Genomic DNA, 14614 nt, shown 5'->3' on the forward strand with positions numbered 1-14614 from the left:
CCCACTCATGAGCATCGTCTCCCAACCCGAGACCACCCCTGCGGCCGACGCGCACATCCCCGAGCGTCCCCGCACCCTCGCCGAGAAGGTTTGGGATGCCCACCTCGTCGCCAAGGGCGAGAACGGTGAGCCCGACCTCATCTACATCGACCTGCACCTCGTTCACGAGGTCACGAGCCCGCAGGCCTTCGACGGCCTCCGCCAGGCGGGCCGCCCGGTGCGGCGCCCCGATCTGACGATCGCGACGGAAGACCACAACACCCCGACGATCGGCATCGACCGGCCCATCGCCGACCTCACGAGCCGCACCCAGATCGAGACGCTGCGCCGGAACGCCGAGGAGTTCGGCATCCGCCTGCACTCGCTCGGTGACATCGAGCAGGGCATCGTGCACGTCGTGGGCCCCCAGCTCGGGCTCACGATGCCCGGCATCACGGTGGTCTGCGGCGACTCGCACACGAGCACCCACGGGGCCTTCGGGGCGATGGCGTTCGGCATCGGCACGAGCGAGGTCGAGCACGTGCTCGCCACCCAGACGCTGCCGCTCAAGCCCTTCAAGACGATGGCCATCACGGTCGAGGGCGAGCTGCGCCCCGGCGTGACGGCGAAGGACATCATCCTGGCGGTCATCGCCAAGATCGGCACCGGCGGCGGCCAGGGCTACGTGCTCGAGTACCGCGGCAGCGCCATCCGCGCCCTCTCCATGGAGGGCCGCATGACGATCTGCAACATGTCGATCGAGGCCGGCGCCCGCGCGGGCATGGTGGCGCCCGACGAGACCACCTACACCTATGTGAAGGGCCGCCCGCACGCCCCCGAGGGCGAGGACTGGGATGCCGCGGTCGCCTACTGGAACACCCTCGCGACCGACGAGGGCGCGGCGTTCGACGCCGAGGTCTTCATCGACGCGAACGAGCTCGAGCCGTTCGTCACGTGGGGCACCAACCCCGGACAGGGCGTCTCGCTCTCGCAGACGGTGCCCGACCCGAGCGCGTTCAGCGACCACAACGAGCGGGCCGCCGCCGAGCGCGCGCTCGAGTACATGGACCTCGAGGCGGGCACGCCCATGAAGGACATCAAGGTCGACGCGGTGTTCATGGGTTCGTGCACCAACTCGCGCATCGAAGACCTGCGGGCCTTCGCCTCGATCGTCAAGGGGCAGAAGAAGGCGGATCACGTGCGCGTCATGGTCGTGCCCGGCTCGGCGCGGGTGCGCATCGAGGCCGAGGCCGAGGGTCTCGACAAGGTCTTTACGGAGTTCGGGGCCGAATGGCGCTTCGCCGGATGCTCGATGTGCCTCGGGATGAACCCCGACCAGCTGGCACCGGGGGAGCGGTGCGCATCCACCTCGAACCGCAACTTCGAAGGGCGCCAGGGCAAGGGCGGACGCACCCACCTCGTCTCACCGCTCGTCGCGGCGGCCACCGCGATCCGCGGCACGTTGTCGAGCCCGTGGGACCTGATCGAGGGGGCCAACTGATGGAGAAGATCACCACGATCGAGGGCGTCGCCGTTCCCTTCCGCCGCTCGAACGTCGACACCGACCAGATCATCCCCGCCGTCTTCCTCAAGCGCGTCACCAAGACGGGCTTCGACGACGCGCTCTTCCACGCGTGGCGCCAGGACCCCGACTTCATCCTCAACCGTCGCGAATACCAGGGCGCGAAGGTGCTCATCGCGGGGCCCGACTTCGGCACCGGTTCGAGCCGCGAGCACGCCGTGTGGGCGCTGCGCGACTTCGGATTCCGCGCGGTCATCTCGCCCCGCTTCGCCGACATCTTCCGCGGCAACTCCGGCAAGCAGGGGCTGCTCACCGGCGTCGTCGACGAGCAGACCGTCGAACGGCTGTGGGAGCGGATCGAGGCGGAGCCGGGAATGAACGCGACCGTCGACCTGGTTGCACAGACCGTGACGGTCGGCGACCTCACAGTTCCCTTCGAGATCGACGATTACACTCGGTGGCGACTGTTGGAAGGGCTCGACGACATCGGCCTCACACTGCGCGACGAAGCGCGGATCACCGAGTTCGAGACCACCCGCGAAAGCTGGCGGCCCCGCACTCTCCCCATCCGCTAGCCTCCGGGCTCCATATGAACTAGGTAGACAACGTGGACTCTGTCGCGATGAACCTCGCGCGCGACGCCCAGAAGGCGGGAGCGCGGGTGGGCCTCACCTCGGATCGCATCACGATCAACGGGGGCAAGCCCCTCGTCGGCCGCATCGATGTGCGCGGCGCGAAGAACCTCGCGACGAAGGCCATGGTCGCAGCCCTGCTCGGCGACAGCCCGAGCCTGCTGCAGAACGTGCCGGAGATCAGCGACGTGCATGTCGTGACGCGCATGCTCGACGCCTACGGCGTCGCCGTCTCGCAGCCCGCCGAGGGCGAGCTGCTGCTCGACCCCGCGAACGTGCTCAAGGCGCACTTCGCGCAGATCGACGCGCTCGCAGGCTCCTCCCGCATCCCGATCCTGTTCTGCGGACCGCTGCTGCACCGCCTGGGCGAGGCGCTCATCCCCGACCTCGGGGGTTGCCGTATCGGCGACCGGCCGATCGACTTCCACATGGATGCGCTGCGCGCCTTCGGTGCGATCGTCGACAAGAGCTACGAGGGCATCCGGATCACGGCTCCCGACGGCCTGCACGGCGCGAAGATCGAGCTGCCGTACCCGAGTGTCGGCGCGACCGAGCAGGTGCTGTTGACCGGCGTGCGCGCCGAGGGCACCACCGAGCTCAAGAACGCCGCGATCGAGCCCGAGATCATGGACCTGATCGCGATCCTGCAGAAGATGGGGGCGATCATCTCGGTCGAGCCCAACCGCACGATCTTCATCGAGGGCGTCGACAAGCTGCACGGCTACACCCACCGGGCGATCTTCGACCGCAACGAGGTGGCGAGCTGGGCCTCTGCCGCTCTCGCGACCGACGGCGACATCTTCGTCGCAGGCGCCGCGCAGCAGGAGATGATGACGTTCCTCAACGTCTTCCGCAAGGCGGGCGGCGGCTTCGACATCCAGGCCGACGGCATCCGCTTCTTCCGTGCGGGCGAGCTCAAGCCCGTCGTCGTCGAGACGGATGTGCACCCGGGCTTCATGACCGACTGGCAGCAGCCCCTCATCGTGGCGCTCACCCAGGCACCGGGCGTGTCGATGGTGCGCGAGACCGTGTACGAGAACCGTCTCGGGTTCACGAGCGCGCTCATCGAGATGGGCGCCGACATCGTGGTGCACGAGAAGGGCCTCGAGTCGCCCGACTGGCGCGTGCCGCGTCGTCCGCTCGAGCAGGTGGCCGTGATCACCGGCCCGACGTCCCTGCGCGGTGCCGACGTCAACGTGCCCGACCTGCGTGGCGGCTTCAGCTACCTCATCGCGGCGCTCACAGCGGAGGGTCGGTCGACGGTCTCCAACGTGGGCATCATCGCCCGTGGCTACGAGCGGTTCGTCGAGAAGCTCGAGCAGCTCGGCGCGGACTACACGCTCGCCTGATGGGCGACGCGGCCACGCGCCCGGCGCGGGAGAAGACCTTCGGGTGGCGGCTTCTCGCCGCCCTCGTGATCCCGTGGTTGCTGCTCGCGGCGCGCTACCGCATCCGCGACGGCGAGAAGTTGCCGGCGTCCGGGGCCTTCGTGCTCGCCCCGAACCACTACACGAACCTCGACCCGGTCACGACGGGCTACATCGTGTGGAAGCTCGGTCGCGTCCCGCGGTTCCTGGCCAAGGCGAGCGTCTTCCGGGTGCCGATCGTCGGGCCGATCCTGAAGGCGACGGGGCAGATCCCCGTGCAGCGGCAGGGCGGTGGCACGCAGTCGCTCGCGGCCGCAGGGCGCCTCGTCGAAGACGGCCTCGCGGTGATCGTCTACCCGGAGGGCACCCTCACGCGCGAGCCCGACCTCTGGCCCATGCGCGGCAAGTCGGGTGCCGTGCGCATGGCGCTCGAGTACGACGTGCCGCTCATCCCGATGGCGCACTGGGGCGTGCAGCAGATCATGCCGCGCTACTCGAAGAAGGTCAGCCTCTTCCCGCGCAAGAGCGTCGAGGCGATCATCGGAGACCCGGTCGACCTGACGCCGTGGCGCGGTCGGCCCATCACGCACGAGCTGCTCGTCGAGGCCACCGAGGCGGTCATGGTCGAGATCACGCGGCTGCTCGAGCAGTTGCGCGGCGAGACCGCACCCCTCGAGCGCTGGGATCCGAGTGCCCACGGGCAGACCGAGACCGGCCGCTTCTAGCCCAGGCGGTCAGCCACCGGATGCGTGCGCCTCGCGGGCGAGCAGGGTCGCGGTCACGACGGCGGCGGGCATGACCGCGATCTGACCGCCCGGTACGAGGTAGCACAGGTGCACGGCCACCCCGAAGCCGAGCACGCGGGGGTTGCGGGAGCGCAGCATCCGCACCCGTTCACGACGATCGAGCCCGCGCGCCTCGAGCGGTCGGGCGGTCAGCTCGAGGGCCACCAGGCGGCTGGCCACGAGGAAGCCGAGCGCGGGCGCGAGCAGGCCCAGCACGGGGATGAACCCGAGGATCCAGATCACGAGGCCGCTCACGACGCCCTGCAGCACGAGCCGGGCGGCGTCGCCCACGCTGCGCCAGAACCCGGGCTCCCGCACCGGGGAAGGCCGCCGGCGTGCTCCTCGACACCGCGCCAGATCTTCTCGTAGACGGGGTCGCCCACGAGCAGCGTCACCGCCGTGAACGCGAATCCGACGAGCACGAGCGCACCGGCGAGGGTGGCGACGCCGATGGTGACCCGGATCGCGACCCGGGCCCACTCCCACCAGTTCGCGGCGAAGGGCGTCATCCAGGTGGTGATCGTGTCGAGGTTGATCGCGAGCAGCACGAGCAGCACCGCGAACACCGCCGCCACGATGACCGCGGGCACGAGTCCGAGCGCCATGAGACCCGGGCGCACCCGCCAGAAGGCGAATCCGTGCCGCAACGAGATGAAGCCGCGCGCGAACTCGCCGAACCAGCGTCGCATCCGTCCCGATCCGGCGGCCATGGCATCCAGGGTACCGACGCGGCGATGCGCACGGCGGCGGCATGTGCATGGGGGAGAATGGGCGGGTGAGTCTGGACGAGGTCGCCGAATCGCGGCGTGTAGCCGTGCTCGGTGCCGGATCCTGGGGCACCACGTTCGCGAAGATCCTCGCCGACGGCGGGTCGCGCGTGTCGATCTGGGCCAGGCGCCCGGAGGTGGCGCGCGAGATCATGCAGTCGCACCGCAACTCCGACTACCTGCCCGGCATCAACCTGCCGCTCGGCATCGATGCGTCGAGCATGCTGCCCGAGGTGCTCGCCGGGGCGCAGCAGGTGTATCTCTCGGTGCCGAGCCAATCGCTGCGCGAGAACCTGCGCATCGTGCGCGAGCTGATCCCCGAACGCGTGCCCGTGGTCTCGCTCATGAAGGGTGTCGAGAAGGGCACCCGCTACCGCATGAGCGAGGTGATCGCGCAGGAGCTCGACATCGCACCCGAGCGCATCGCCGTCGTCTCGGGCCCGAACCTCGCGCTCGAGATCGCCAAGCAGCAACCCACGGCGGCCGTCGTGTCGTCGTCGAGCCTCGAGACGGCATCCGCGGTGGCGCTCGCGGCCCGCAACCCGTACTTCCGCTCGTTCGTGAACACGGATGTCGTGGGCACCGAATTCGGTGGCGTGCTCAAGAACCTGATCGCGGTCGCGATCGGCATCGTCGACGGCGTCGGCTACGGCGAGAACACCAAGGCCTCGATCATCACGCGCGGACTCGTGGAGATGACCGACTTCGCTGTCGCGTTCGGGGCGCTGCCCGAGACCATGAGCGGCCTCGCGGGGCTCGGCGACCTCATCGCGACGTGCGAGTCGCCGCTCTCGCGCAACAACACCGCGGGCCGCCTGCTCGGACAGGGGTACGACTATCACGCGGTCATCGCGCAGATGAACCAGACGGCGGAGGGCATCACCTCGGTGGCTCCCATCCTCGAGCTCGCGGCGGAGCGCGGGGTCGAGATGCCCATCGTGAGCCAGGTGGCCGAGGTGCTGGCGGGTACGCTGGACCCGCGGGACATCGCCCCGCACCTCACGACCGACACCGACGTGCCGCAGGGCGAATGACCCGGGCCGTCCCGAGCCCGGAGGCCGCATGATCCGCGTCGCCCTGCTGTTCGGCGGGCGCTCGAGCGAGCACGGCATCTCCTGTGCGACCGCGGCGGGCGTGCTGACGGCCATCGATCGCGAGAGGTACGAGGTGGTGCCGATCGGCATCACGCGCGCGGGCGCCTGGACGCTGCAGCCCGACGACGCCGAGCTGTTCGCGTTGCGGGCCGAGCTGCCCGAGGTGGTCGACAACGGCACGCGCGTGCGTCTGCCGGATGCGGCGACCTCGCGGGCGTTCACCCTGGTCGACGCCGACGGGGTCGAGTCGTCGCTCGGCGACATCGACGTGGTGTTCCCGATCCTGCACGGCAGGTTCGGCGAGGACGGCACGGTGCAGGGCGAGCTGGATCTGCTCGACGTGCCCTACGTCGGCAACGGGGTGCTCGCATCCGCTCTCGCCATGGACAAGCACATGACCAAGTCGGTGCTCGTCTCGGCCGGGGTCGAGGTGGCCCCCTGGGTCTCGCTCACTCGAGCCAGGTGGGGCGGGCAACGTGAACTCTTCGAGCGTCGCATCCGCGGCCTCGGGATGCCGGTCTTCGTGAAGCCGTCGCGCGCCGGATCGTCGGTGGGCGTCACGAAGGTCACCGACGAGACCGAATTGGATGCCGCGATCGAGCTGGCGTTCGCCGAGGACAGCACGGTGCTGGTCGAGGCCGCGATCGTGGGCCGTGAGGTCGAATGCGCCGTGCTCGAGGGACGCGACGGCGGCGAGCCGCGCGTGAGCGTTGCGGGCGAGATCGTCGTGACGGGACGCGACTTCTACGACTTCGACGCCAAGTACCTCGACCCGGACGCCGCGCAGCTGATCTGCCCGGCATCGCTCGGGGACGGCGAGTTGCGCGAGATGCAGCGCATCGCGGCGCGCTCGTTCGAGGCGATCGGCGGGGCGGGGCTCGCGCGGGTGGACTTCTTCCTGACCGACGCGGGGTTCGTCGTCAACGAGATCAACACGATGCCGGGATTCACGCCGATCTCGATGTTCCCGAGCTGTTGGCAGGCGAGCGGGATGTCGTATCCCGAGCTCATCACCGAGCTCATAGAATTGGGTCTCGCCGCTCGACGCTGACGTTAAGTGGACTCCAGAGTCCGCTATATTCGAGAAGTGATCCGATTCACCGCTCTCGCTCTCGCGTTCGTCTCGGCCCTGGGGCTCGCGCTCGTGCCCACCGCATCCGCGTCGGCCGCCGACGACTTCGCGGCGACGAGCTCGATCGCCGAGTATTTCGAAGGCTCGACCGCCGACATCTACCTCGTGAATGCGCCGGCGGATGTCGTGAGCTACAGCTGGGAGTGGCGGCCGGAAGGCGAGAGCGCCTGGTACCCCGTGTCGGGCTTCGCCGACTGGATCATGTTCCCCGTCTACGCCGGCTCGGGCGGCGACTACCGCGCGGCGGTCACCGATGCAGGCGGCGTCACGAGCTACAGCGCGCCGTACACCCTCGTCGTGAAGCGACTCGAGTGGTCGCCGAGCCCGATGTACCTGCCCGAGGGGTGACGCTCAGCCAGACCGCGCACTTCGTGAACGGCGACGACAGCCTCATCCGCTGGCAGACCGCGACGAGCCCCTTCGGCCCGTGGACCGAGCTGGCAGGCGTGAGCGGACCCGAACTGTCGATCCCCGCGAGCCTCGCCCTTCACGGGCTGCTGCTGCGCCCCGTGGTGTCGGTGTCGGGAGTCGAGCTCGTCGGCGCTTTCGCGAACGTCTACGTCTTCGCGGCCGAGCCCGCACTCGTCGAGCAGACGGATGCCGAGACGGTTGCCGCGAACACCGCGCTCACGCTCATCCAGGGCGCCCACCTCGACGGCAGCACCCTCGTCGTCGACGTGCCGAGCGGTGATCCCTTCGGCGGGCACACCTGGTTCCACGGCACGGGATACTCGACGCCGACCTCGCTCGGCTGGAGCCGCGTGGTCGGCGGCCAGTTGCGCTTCGACGTGTCGAGCCTCGCCCCTGGTCAGCACCTGCTGCTGCTGCGGCTGCCCCGGCTCAACGGCAGCGGCCTGGCGCTGAGCGACGCCGTGAGCTTCACGATCCCCGCCGCGGTGCAGCCCGCCGCCGACGACCCGCAGCTCGCGGCGACGGGACCGGACGAGGGGCGGCACCCTGGGCGCTCGGTGCGCTCGCCATGGGCCTGCTGCTGCTCGTGAGCGCGCGGCGACGTTCCGTGCTTCGCTGATCAGTCCCCGGTGCCGTCGAGGCCGTGCACCCCGCGGTGATAGGCCTCGAGCGTCAGCGAGATGCTCTCGAGCGGGGTGGCGCCGGGCGCGCGCAGTCCGTCGAGCATGATCGCCACGAGGCGCATGCCCAGGATGTGCCGCATGGGGTCGGCCAGGTGCGCCATGCCGCCGAGCGCGAGCGGGATCGACGCGACGTCGTAGCCCCTCGCATCCGCTCGCACCACGCCGTCGGCCTGCGCGAGCTCGAGGTCGCGCAGCAGCGGGGCGACCCAGCGGTCACCCGGGCGGTAATCGGGATCGATCTCGGCCATCCGACGCATGACGGCGGGCAGCACGGGAAGTGCGAACATGAGCTCGACGCTGCCGTAGGCGAAGGCCTGCAGGCGGTCCCAGCCCGGCTGCTCGTTGCGCTCGATGATCGCCACGAGGTCGTCGACGCGCGCCACGGCGCGGTCGTAGAGGGCCCGGATGAGGTCATCGCGGCTCGGAAAGCGCCGGAAAAGGGTGGCGTTGCCGAGGCCCGCGAGCTCGGCCAGCCGATGCAGCGACGCGTCGACGCCGTGTTCGGCGAAGAACACCTCCGCGGCGTCGAGGATGCGCTCGCGGCTCTCCGCGACCTCCCGCCGTTCGGCACGCGCCCGCGCCACGGTCAGCCGCCCGACTCCGTACCGGCGCCCGCGCCCGAGTCGCCGTCGATGATCTCGGCGTCGTCGAGGTCGGTGCACGCGTGGCCGTTGGGGGTCGTCCACGACACGGCGCGCGAGAGATCCATGAGGGCGGGCGTCGTGCCCGTCTGCGTGGTGTCGACCACGACGTCGATCGCGGGCTCGCGGCCGTAGCTGCGCAGCACGTAGCTGGGCTTCTGGCTGTCGTCGACGAGCCAGTAGATGCCGTCGATCTGGATGCAGCGCTGCGTCGACGCGCTCGGCACCTCGACGCCGCAGTACAGCAGCACGGTCGTGGGCGATCCCCAGGCCCCGGTCGCCTGCGCGTTGGTCTCGCGACGCTCCTGGCCGGCGACGTCCTCGGGCAGCCGCACGATGACATCCGCGCACCCCGGATTGTTGGAATCGTCGGCCGCCTGCAGGGGAACGATGGCCGAGCATCCGGCGAGCGATGCCACGAGCGAGGCGGCCGCTGCCGCGGCGACGACGACTCGGGAGATGCGCACACTCCAGGCTAACCTGGCGAGGTGACGGAGGCGGACGAGACCCTGGGCGCTCTCGGGGAGTCCGCGGTGCTGCGACGCATCTTTCCGCGCCTGCCGGATGCCGCATCCGCTCTGCTCGGGCCGGGTGACGACGCCGCGGTGGTGGCAGCGCCCGATGGCCGGTTCGTGGTGACCACCGACACGCTCGTGCACGGACCCGACTTTCGACACGCGTGGTCGAGCCCCTTCCAGCTGGGCTGGAAGGCGGCCGCCACCAACCTCGCGGATGTTGCGGCGGTGGGGGCGCGGCCGACGGCGCTCGTGGTGGCGCTCGTGGCGCCCGCCTCGACGCCGGCCGCGTGGCTCGAAGCCTTCGCCGACGGGCTACGCGAGTCGTGCGCAGCGCTCGCGCCCGGGTGCGGCGTCGTCGGGGGCGACCTCTCGGTGTCCGACCAGCTCACGGTCGCCGTGACGGCGTTCGGCGATCTCGAGGGGCGCGCTCCCGTGCTGCGCTCCGGGGCCCGGGCGGGCGACATCGTCGCCGTGTGCGGTGAGCTCGGCCTCGCCGGGCGCGGGCTCGAGCTGCTGTTCGAGCGCGGCGTGGGTCATGCGGGCGAACCGGATGCGGACGCCGCCACGGCGCTGCGTCCCACCTTCGATCGCGAGCTCGACGCGCAGCTGGCCCCGCATCCGCCGATCGGGTCCGGGGTCGTGGCGGCGCGCGCGGGCGCGACGGCCATGATGGATGTGAGCGACGGCCTCGCCCTCGACGCGCGACGGCTCGCCGAGGCATCCGGGGTCGTCCTCGACCTCGACGCGGTAGCCGTGGGCTCGCCGCTCGCGCTCACCGGCGGCGAGGATCACGCGCTGCTCGCGACGTTCCCCGCGCCCCGGGAACTGCCGGCGGGCTTCCGCCCGATCGGCCGGGTGGTCGCGGGCGCCCCGGAGCTCCGCGTCGACGGGCGCGCCTTCACCCGCCGCGGCGGCTGGGACCCGTACGCCGACTGGGACGGCGGAAGCGGCTGACGCGGCGTCGCCGGCTGGGCGCGGCGTCGCCGGCTGGCGCGCGGCGTGGCGGCATCGCCGGCTGGCGCGGCGTCGTCCCTGCCGCCCTCCACTGCGCGAGTAGCCGTGCCGCAGCGTGCCACCGCCGCCCCGCGCTGTTGTGCAGGACTCTCGCTGTTGTGCAGGACTCTCGCTGTTGTGCAGGACTCTCGCTGTTGTGCAGGAACGGCCGCGCGGCGCGGCCGCGCCTGCCCCGGAAAATCAGGCCTCTCATCCGCGACAGGCCGCAACAGGCCGCAGATTTCCTGCACAACAGCACAACGACGGGCGGATGCGCGCGCTAGGCGGGGAGAGCCAGAAGACCGCCGTCTCGCCGTAGGCCGTGCGTCGGTCGAGCGTGAGCCCGGCGGGCCAGGCGGGCTCGGGATCGCGCGCCGAGCGCTCGACCACGATCACGGCATCCGGGGCCACCCGCTCGACGAGCAGCCGCAGGTCGTCGACGAGCTCACCGCCCGCGAGCTCGTACGGCGGGTCGAGGAAGACCAGATCCCAGCCGCCCGTCGAGCCGGTGAGGAACGCCTGCACGGGCTGCACCACGCAGCGGATGCGAGGCGCCCCCGCGGCGGGCGCCGCACGCCCGACGCGGTCGGCGTTGCGCCGGGCCACGCTGCCCGCTTCGCGGGAGCGATCGACGAGCGTCACCTCGTCGGCCCCGCGGGAGGCGGCCTCGAGCCCGAGCGCACCGGACCCCGCGTAGAGGTCGAGCACGCGGATGCCCGCGATGAGGTCGCGCGCGTCGAGCGCCGAGAAGATCGCCTCACGCACGCGGTCGCTCGTCGGGCGCGTGCCCGACTTCGGCACCGCGAGGGCGAGCGAGCCGGCGAATCCGGCGATGATGCGCGTCACGCGCTCAGGCTAGCGAAGCGCGGCTGGCCGCCGGCTCAGCCCTCGATCTGCGCGCGGCGGGCGGCGAGCGCAACAGGCCGCGGATGCCGCACTGGATCGCGCTGCGGGCATACGCGCCCTGCCACGATTCCGTCATGACGGTCGGATTCGCGGGGATCGGGATCATGGGGCTGCCGATGGCGACACGGCTGCTCGATGCGAGCGTCGAGCTCGCCGTGTGGAGTCGTCGTGCCGAGGCGTGCGCGCCGCTCGTCGAACGCGGCGCTCTGCTCGCGGCCGATCCCGACGCGCTCTTCGCGGCGTGCGACACGGTCGTGCTCATGCTGCGCGACGAGCTCGCGACGGATGCCGTGCTCGGCCGGGGCACGCCCGCCTTCGCCCGGCGCGTGGCCGGTCGGCGCGTGATCGTCTCGGGCACCAACTCGCCCGCGTACTCGGAGGCGCTCGCGGCGGAGATCCACGCGGCGGGTGGCAGCTACGTGGAGGCGCCCGTCTCGGGGTCGCGCGTGCCCGCGGAGCGCGGCGAGCTCGTGGTGATGCTCGCGGGGAGGACTCCGACGCGCTCGACGCGGCGGAGGCACTGCTCACCCCGCTCGGGAAGGCGGTCGTGCGGTGCGGTGAGGTGCCCGGGGCGCTGCGCACCAAGATCGCGGTCAACCACTACATGATGGCGATGGTGGCGGCGCTCGCCGAGGCGCTCACGGCCGCACGTACCGCCGGGGTCGATGTGGCATCCGTGGTGCGGGTGCTCGAGGCGAGCCCGATGGACAGCCCCATCGCTCGCGTGAAAGCAGCCAAGCTCGTGGCGGGCGACGAGTCGCCGCAGGCCGCGATCTCCGACGTCGTGAAGAACTGCCGACTCGTGCTCGACGCGGCGCGCGAGGCCGGCGCCACCACGCCCATCATCGACCTCGTGGCGGGCCTCTACGAAGCGACCGCGGCATCCGGGCACGCCGATGCCGACATGGTGGCCGTCGCCCGCATGTTCGCCGCGCCGCCCGCTGAGTGAGGAGCCCCGCGGGCGTCGCCACCCTCGGTACCCTCGGAACGTGGATACCCCGCTCGACCAGAGGCTCGCATCCGCGCTGGGCGGGCGCACGGCGCAGGTGCTCGAGAAGGCGTTCGGCATGCGCACGGTCGGAGACCTGCTCGCGCACTACCCGCGGCGGTATGCGCGCCGGGGTGAGCTGACGGCGCTCAGCGAGCTGCGCCTCGACGAGCCCGTGACGATCGTCGCCGAGGTGCGCAGCGTCTCCGAACGGCGCATGCAGAACCGGCGCGGCTCGATCCTCGAGGCCACCATCAGCGACGGACACGGCATCCTGACGCTCACCTTCTTCAACCAGCCGTACCGCAAGCAGGAGCTGCGGCCGGGAGTGCGCGGCATCTTCTCCGGCAAGATCGGCGCCTACCGCGGCGCCCGGCAGCTCACCCATCCGGATTACGAGCTCTTCGACCCCGACGAGGCCGCCACCATGGACGCCGACCAGGCGCGCCGCTGGGCCGAGACGCCCGTGCCGCTCTACCCGGCGACGGCGAGCTTCCCCAGCTGGAAGCTGCAGAAGGCGATCGAGACGATCCTCCACGTGCTCCCGCCGCTCAACGACCCGGTTCCGGATGAGGTGCGCGCCGCACGCGGGCTGCTCGCGTTTCGCGACGCGCTGCTCAACGTGCATCGGCCTGAGACGGATGCCGACTGGCGACGGGCGCGCGAGGCGCTGCGGTTCCAGGAGGCGCTCGTGCTGCAGCTCGCCCTCTTCGGGCAGCGTGCCGAGCGGCGTTCGGTGACGGGGCCGCCCCGCGTGCCCGGGGCGCTCTCGCAGGGCTTCGACGCGAACCTGCCTTGGCCGCTCACCGAGGACCAGCAGTCGGTCGGAGCCGAGATCGAGGCGGAGCTCGCGAGCGGCATCCCCATGAGTCGGCTCGTGCAGGGCGAGGTGGGTTCAGGCAAGACGCTCGTGGCGCTGCGGGCGATGCTCGCGGTCGCCGAGTCGGGCGGGCAGTCGGCGTTCCTCGCGCCGACCGAGGTGCTTGCGGGGCAGCATCTGCGCTCGATCGTGGCGATGCTCGGGCCCGACCTCGCGGCGCGGCTGCGCGTCACCCTGCTCACGGGCCAATTGTCGACGGCCGAGCGCCGAAAGGCGCTGCTGGCGGCGGCATCCGGGGAGCAGCGATCGTCGTGGGCACACACGCTCTGCTGGGCGATCAGGTGACCTTCGCCGACCTCGGGCTGGTGGTGGTCGATGAGCAGCATCGCTTCGGCGTGGAGCAGCGGGAGGCGATCCGGCTGAAGGGGCAGGCGCCGCACGTGCTCGTACTGAGCGCGACACCCATCCCGCGCACGGTCGCGATGACGGTCTTCGGCGACCTCGACGTGTCGACGCTCCGCACGCTGCCTGCCGGGCGGGCGCCCATCACCTCGCATGTCGTGCCGCTCGCCGAGCACCCGGGCTGGGAGGCGCGGGTGTGGGAGCGTCTCGCCGAGGAGCTCGCCGAGGGGCGTCAGGGTTTCGTCGTCTGCCCCGCGATCGAGGTCGCGGCATCCGGTGACTCCGTTCGAGACGACGACACGCCTGCCGAACTGGATGTCGAGCCCGACGCGCCACCGCCGGCGTCCGTGCTCGAGACGCTCGCCCGGCTGCGCACGCATCCGTCTCTCGCCGGGCGGCGCATCGAGCCGTTGCACGGACGCATGTCGGGTGAGGAGAAGGACCGCACGATGCGGGCCTTCGCCGCGGGGAGATCGACGTGCTGGTCGCGACGACGGTGATCGAGGTCGGCGTCGACGTGCCGAACGCGTCGACGATGATCGTGCTCGATGCCGACCGTTTCGGTGTCGCCCAGCTGCACCAGCTTCGCGGGCGCGTGGGCCGCGGTGGTGTGCCGGGCATCGCCCTCTTCGTGACGCGCGCCGAGCAGAACACGCTTGCGCGTGACCGCGTCGAGGCGGTGGCGGCGACGCTCGACGGATTCGAGCTCGCCCAGGCCGACCTCGAGCTGCGTCGCGAGGGCGACGTGCTCGGTGGAACCCAGTCGGGCAGGCGTTCGTCGCTCAAGCTGCTGCGGGTCGTGGAGGACGCCGAGGTGATCGCGGAGGCGCGCACGGTGGCCGAGGACCTCATGGATGCCGACCCGGCGCTTGCCGGGTTCGAGCCGCTGCGCGAGGCGATCGCCCGCCGCTTCGACGAGTCGGAGCGCGCCTTCCTCGGCAAGTCGTAGCGGCGACTGTCAGCCGGGCGCGTCT

General features: G+C 71.3%; 16 protein-coding genes and 1 pseudogene. 12 read left to right on the forward strand and 5 right to left on the reverse strand.

From position 1 onward, the window contains the following. The first annotated feature begins 7 nt into the window (after nt 1-7). The 4 genes from leuC to QQK29_RS10905 are packed head-to-tail and all read left to right on the forward strand — an operon-like array spanning nt 8 to nt 4225. Complete coding sequence (gene leuC, locus QQK29_RS10890) at nt 8-1480, forward strand: 3-isopropylmalate dehydratase large subunit (protein ID WP_284300240.1); 1473 nt, start codon at nt 8-10, stop codon at nt 1478-1480. Continuing rightward, the gene (gene leuD, locus QQK29_RS10895) at nt 1480-2076 is read left to right on the forward strand and encodes a 3-isopropylmalate dehydratase small subunit (RefSeq protein WP_284300242.1); all 597 of its coding nucleotides are present in this window, start codon (nt 1480-1482) and stop codon (nt 2074-2076) included. The genes leuC and leuD overlap by 1 nt, the downstream gene beginning before the upstream one ends. 47 nt (nt 2077-2123) lie before the next feature. Then, nucleotides 2124-3482, forward strand: coding sequence for a UDP-N-acetylglucosamine 1-carboxyvinyltransferase (murA, locus tag QQK29_RS10900; protein ID WP_284301956.1), 1359 nt, complete (start codon nt 2124-2126; stop codon nt 3480-3482). Beyond that, the gene (locus QQK29_RS10905; protein ID WP_284300244.1) at nt 3482-4225 is read left to right on the forward strand and encodes a lysophospholipid acyltransferase family protein; all 744 of its coding nucleotides are present in this window, start codon (nt 3482-3484) and stop codon (nt 4223-4225) included. Before murA ends, QQK29_RS10905 begins: the two co-directional genes overlap by 1 nt. A gap of 9 nt (nt 4226-4234) precedes the next feature. On the opposite strand, the gene QQK29_RS10910 is transcribed toward QQK29_RS10905, so the two are convergent. Together QQK29_RS10910 and QQK29_RS10915 are read right to left on the reverse strand one after the other, a co-directional pair. Further along, nucleotides 4235-4576 (reverse strand): EI24 domain-containing protein, encoded by a 342-nt coding sequence (locus QQK29_RS10910; protein ID WP_284300246.1) that lies wholly within the window; start codon nt 4574-4576, stop codon nt 4235-4237. After that, entirely contained in the window at nt 4537-4995 is a 459-nt protein-coding gene (locus QQK29_RS10915) for an EI24 domain-containing protein (RefSeq protein ID WP_284300249.1), read from the reverse strand. The genes QQK29_RS10910 and QQK29_RS10915 overlap by 40 nt, the downstream gene beginning before the upstream one ends. Nucleotides 4996-5060: 65 nt before the next feature. On the opposite strand from QQK29_RS10915, the gene QQK29_RS10920 reads away from it, so the two are divergent. Genes QQK29_RS10920 through QQK29_RS10935 form a run of 4 tightly spaced genes read left to right on the forward strand, consistent with a single transcriptional unit; the run spans nt 5061 to nt 8279 of the window. Continuing rightward, the gene (locus QQK29_RS10920; protein ID WP_284300252.1) at nt 5061-6086 is read left to right on the forward strand and encodes an NAD(P)H-dependent glycerol-3-phosphate dehydrogenase; all 1026 of its coding nucleotides are present in this window, start codon (nt 5061-5063) and stop codon (nt 6084-6086) included. A gap of 28 nt (nt 6087-6114) precedes the next feature. Next, on the forward strand, nt 6115-7197 hold the full coding sequence (locus tag QQK29_RS10925; RefSeq protein ID WP_284300253.1) for a D-alanine--D-alanine ligase family protein: 1083 nt from the start codon (nt 6115-6117) through the stop codon (nt 7195-7197). A gap of 36 nt (nt 7198-7233) precedes the next feature. Next, entirely contained in the window at nt 7234-7626 is a 393-nt protein-coding gene (locus QQK29_RS10930; protein ID WP_284300255.1) for a hypothetical protein, read from the forward strand. Beyond that, the gene (locus QQK29_RS10935; protein WP_284300257.1) at nt 7623-8279 is read left to right on the forward strand and encodes a hypothetical protein; all 657 of its coding nucleotides are present in this window, start codon (nt 7623-7625) and stop codon (nt 8277-8279) included. Before QQK29_RS10930 ends, QQK29_RS10935 begins: the two co-directional genes overlap by 4 nt. A gap of 29 nt (nt 8280-8308) precedes the next feature. On the opposite strand, the gene QQK29_RS10940 is transcribed toward QQK29_RS10935, so the two are convergent. Further along, entirely contained in the window at nt 8309-8956 is a 648-nt protein-coding gene (locus tag QQK29_RS10940; RefSeq protein WP_284300259.1) for a TetR/AcrR family transcriptional regulator, read from the reverse strand. Between the two features lie 2 nt (nt 8957-8958). Next, nucleotides 8959-9480 (reverse strand): DUF3515 family protein, encoded by a 522-nt coding sequence (locus QQK29_RS10945; RefSeq protein WP_284300262.1) that lies wholly within the window; start codon nt 9478-9480, stop codon nt 8959-8961. Between the two features lie 21 nt (nt 9481-9501). On the opposite strand from QQK29_RS10945, the gene thiL reads away from it, so the two are divergent. Continuing rightward, nucleotides 9502-10485, forward strand: a complete 984-nt coding sequence (thiL, locus tag QQK29_RS10950; protein ID WP_284300264.1) for a thiamine-phosphate kinase — start codon at nt 9502-9504, stop codon at nt 10483-10485. A gap of 249 nt (nt 10486-10734) precedes the next feature. Here the strand turns inward: thiL and QQK29_RS10955 are convergent, their stop codons facing one another. Further along, nucleotides 10735-11370 (reverse strand): RsmD family RNA methyltransferase, encoded by a 636-nt coding sequence (locus QQK29_RS10955; protein WP_284300266.1) that lies wholly within the window; start codon nt 11368-11370, stop codon nt 10735-10737. A 134-nt stretch (nt 11371-11504) separates the two neighbouring features. On the opposite strand from QQK29_RS10955, the gene QQK29_RS10960 reads away from it, so the two are divergent. The 3 genes and pseudogenes from QQK29_RS10960 (at nt 11505) to QQK29_RS10970 (ending at nt 14589) form a co-directional block, all read left to right on the forward strand. Further along, nucleotides 11505-12038 (forward strand): NAD(P)-dependent oxidoreductase, encoded by a 534-nt coding sequence (locus tag QQK29_RS10960; RefSeq protein ID WP_284300268.1) that lies wholly within the window; start codon nt 11505-11507, stop codon nt 12036-12038. Next, nucleotides 11993-12379: an NAD-binding protein gene (locus QQK29_RS10965; protein WP_284300271.1), complete on the forward strand. Its 387-nt coding sequence runs from the start codon at nt 11993-11995 to the stop codon at nt 12377-12379. Before QQK29_RS10960 ends, QQK29_RS10965 begins: the two co-directional genes overlap by 46 nt. A 40-nt stretch (nt 12380-12419) precedes the next feature. Next, nucleotides 12420-14589, forward strand: a pseudogene (locus QQK29_RS10970) (ATP-dependent DNA helicase RecG). The last annotated feature ends 25 nt before the right edge of the window (nt 14590-14614 follow it).

This window comes from Homoserinibacter gongjuensis, from assembly GCF_030161875.1.
Taxonomy (GTDB): domain Bacteria; phylum Actinomycetota; class Actinomycetes; order Actinomycetales; family Microbacteriaceae; genus Homoserinibacter; species Homoserinibacter gongjuensis.

What these genes read in the sequence shown, in the direction of transcription:
- leuC (WP_284300240.1), top strand. Translation starts at nt 8, where the DNA reads ATGAGCATCGTCTCCCAACCCGAGACCACCCCTGCGGCCGACGCGCAC.
- leuD (WP_284300242.1), top strand. Translation starts at nt 1,480, where the DNA reads ATGGAGAAGATCACCACGATCGAGGGCGTCGCCGTTCCCTTCCGCCGC.
- murA (WP_284301956.1), top strand. Translation starts at nt 2,124, where the DNA reads ATGAACCTCGCGCGCGACGCCCAGAAGGCGGGAGCGCGGGTGGGCCTC.
- QQK29_RS10905 (WP_284300244.1), top strand. Translation starts at nt 3,482, where the DNA reads ATGGGCGACGCGGCCACGCGCCCGGCGCGGGAGAAGACCTTCGGGTGG.
- QQK29_RS10915 (WP_284300249.1), bottom strand. Translation starts at nt 4,995, where the DNA reads ATGGCCGCCGGATCGGGACGGATGCGACGCTGGTTCGGCGAGTTCGCG.
- QQK29_RS10925 (WP_284300253.1), top strand. Translation starts at nt 6,115, where the DNA reads ATGATCCGCGTCGCCCTGCTGTTCGGCGGGCGCTCGAGCGAGCACGGC.
- QQK29_RS10960 (WP_284300268.1), top strand. Translation starts at nt 11,505, where the DNA reads ATGACGGTCGGATTCGCGGGGATCGGGATCATGGGGCTGCCGATGGCG.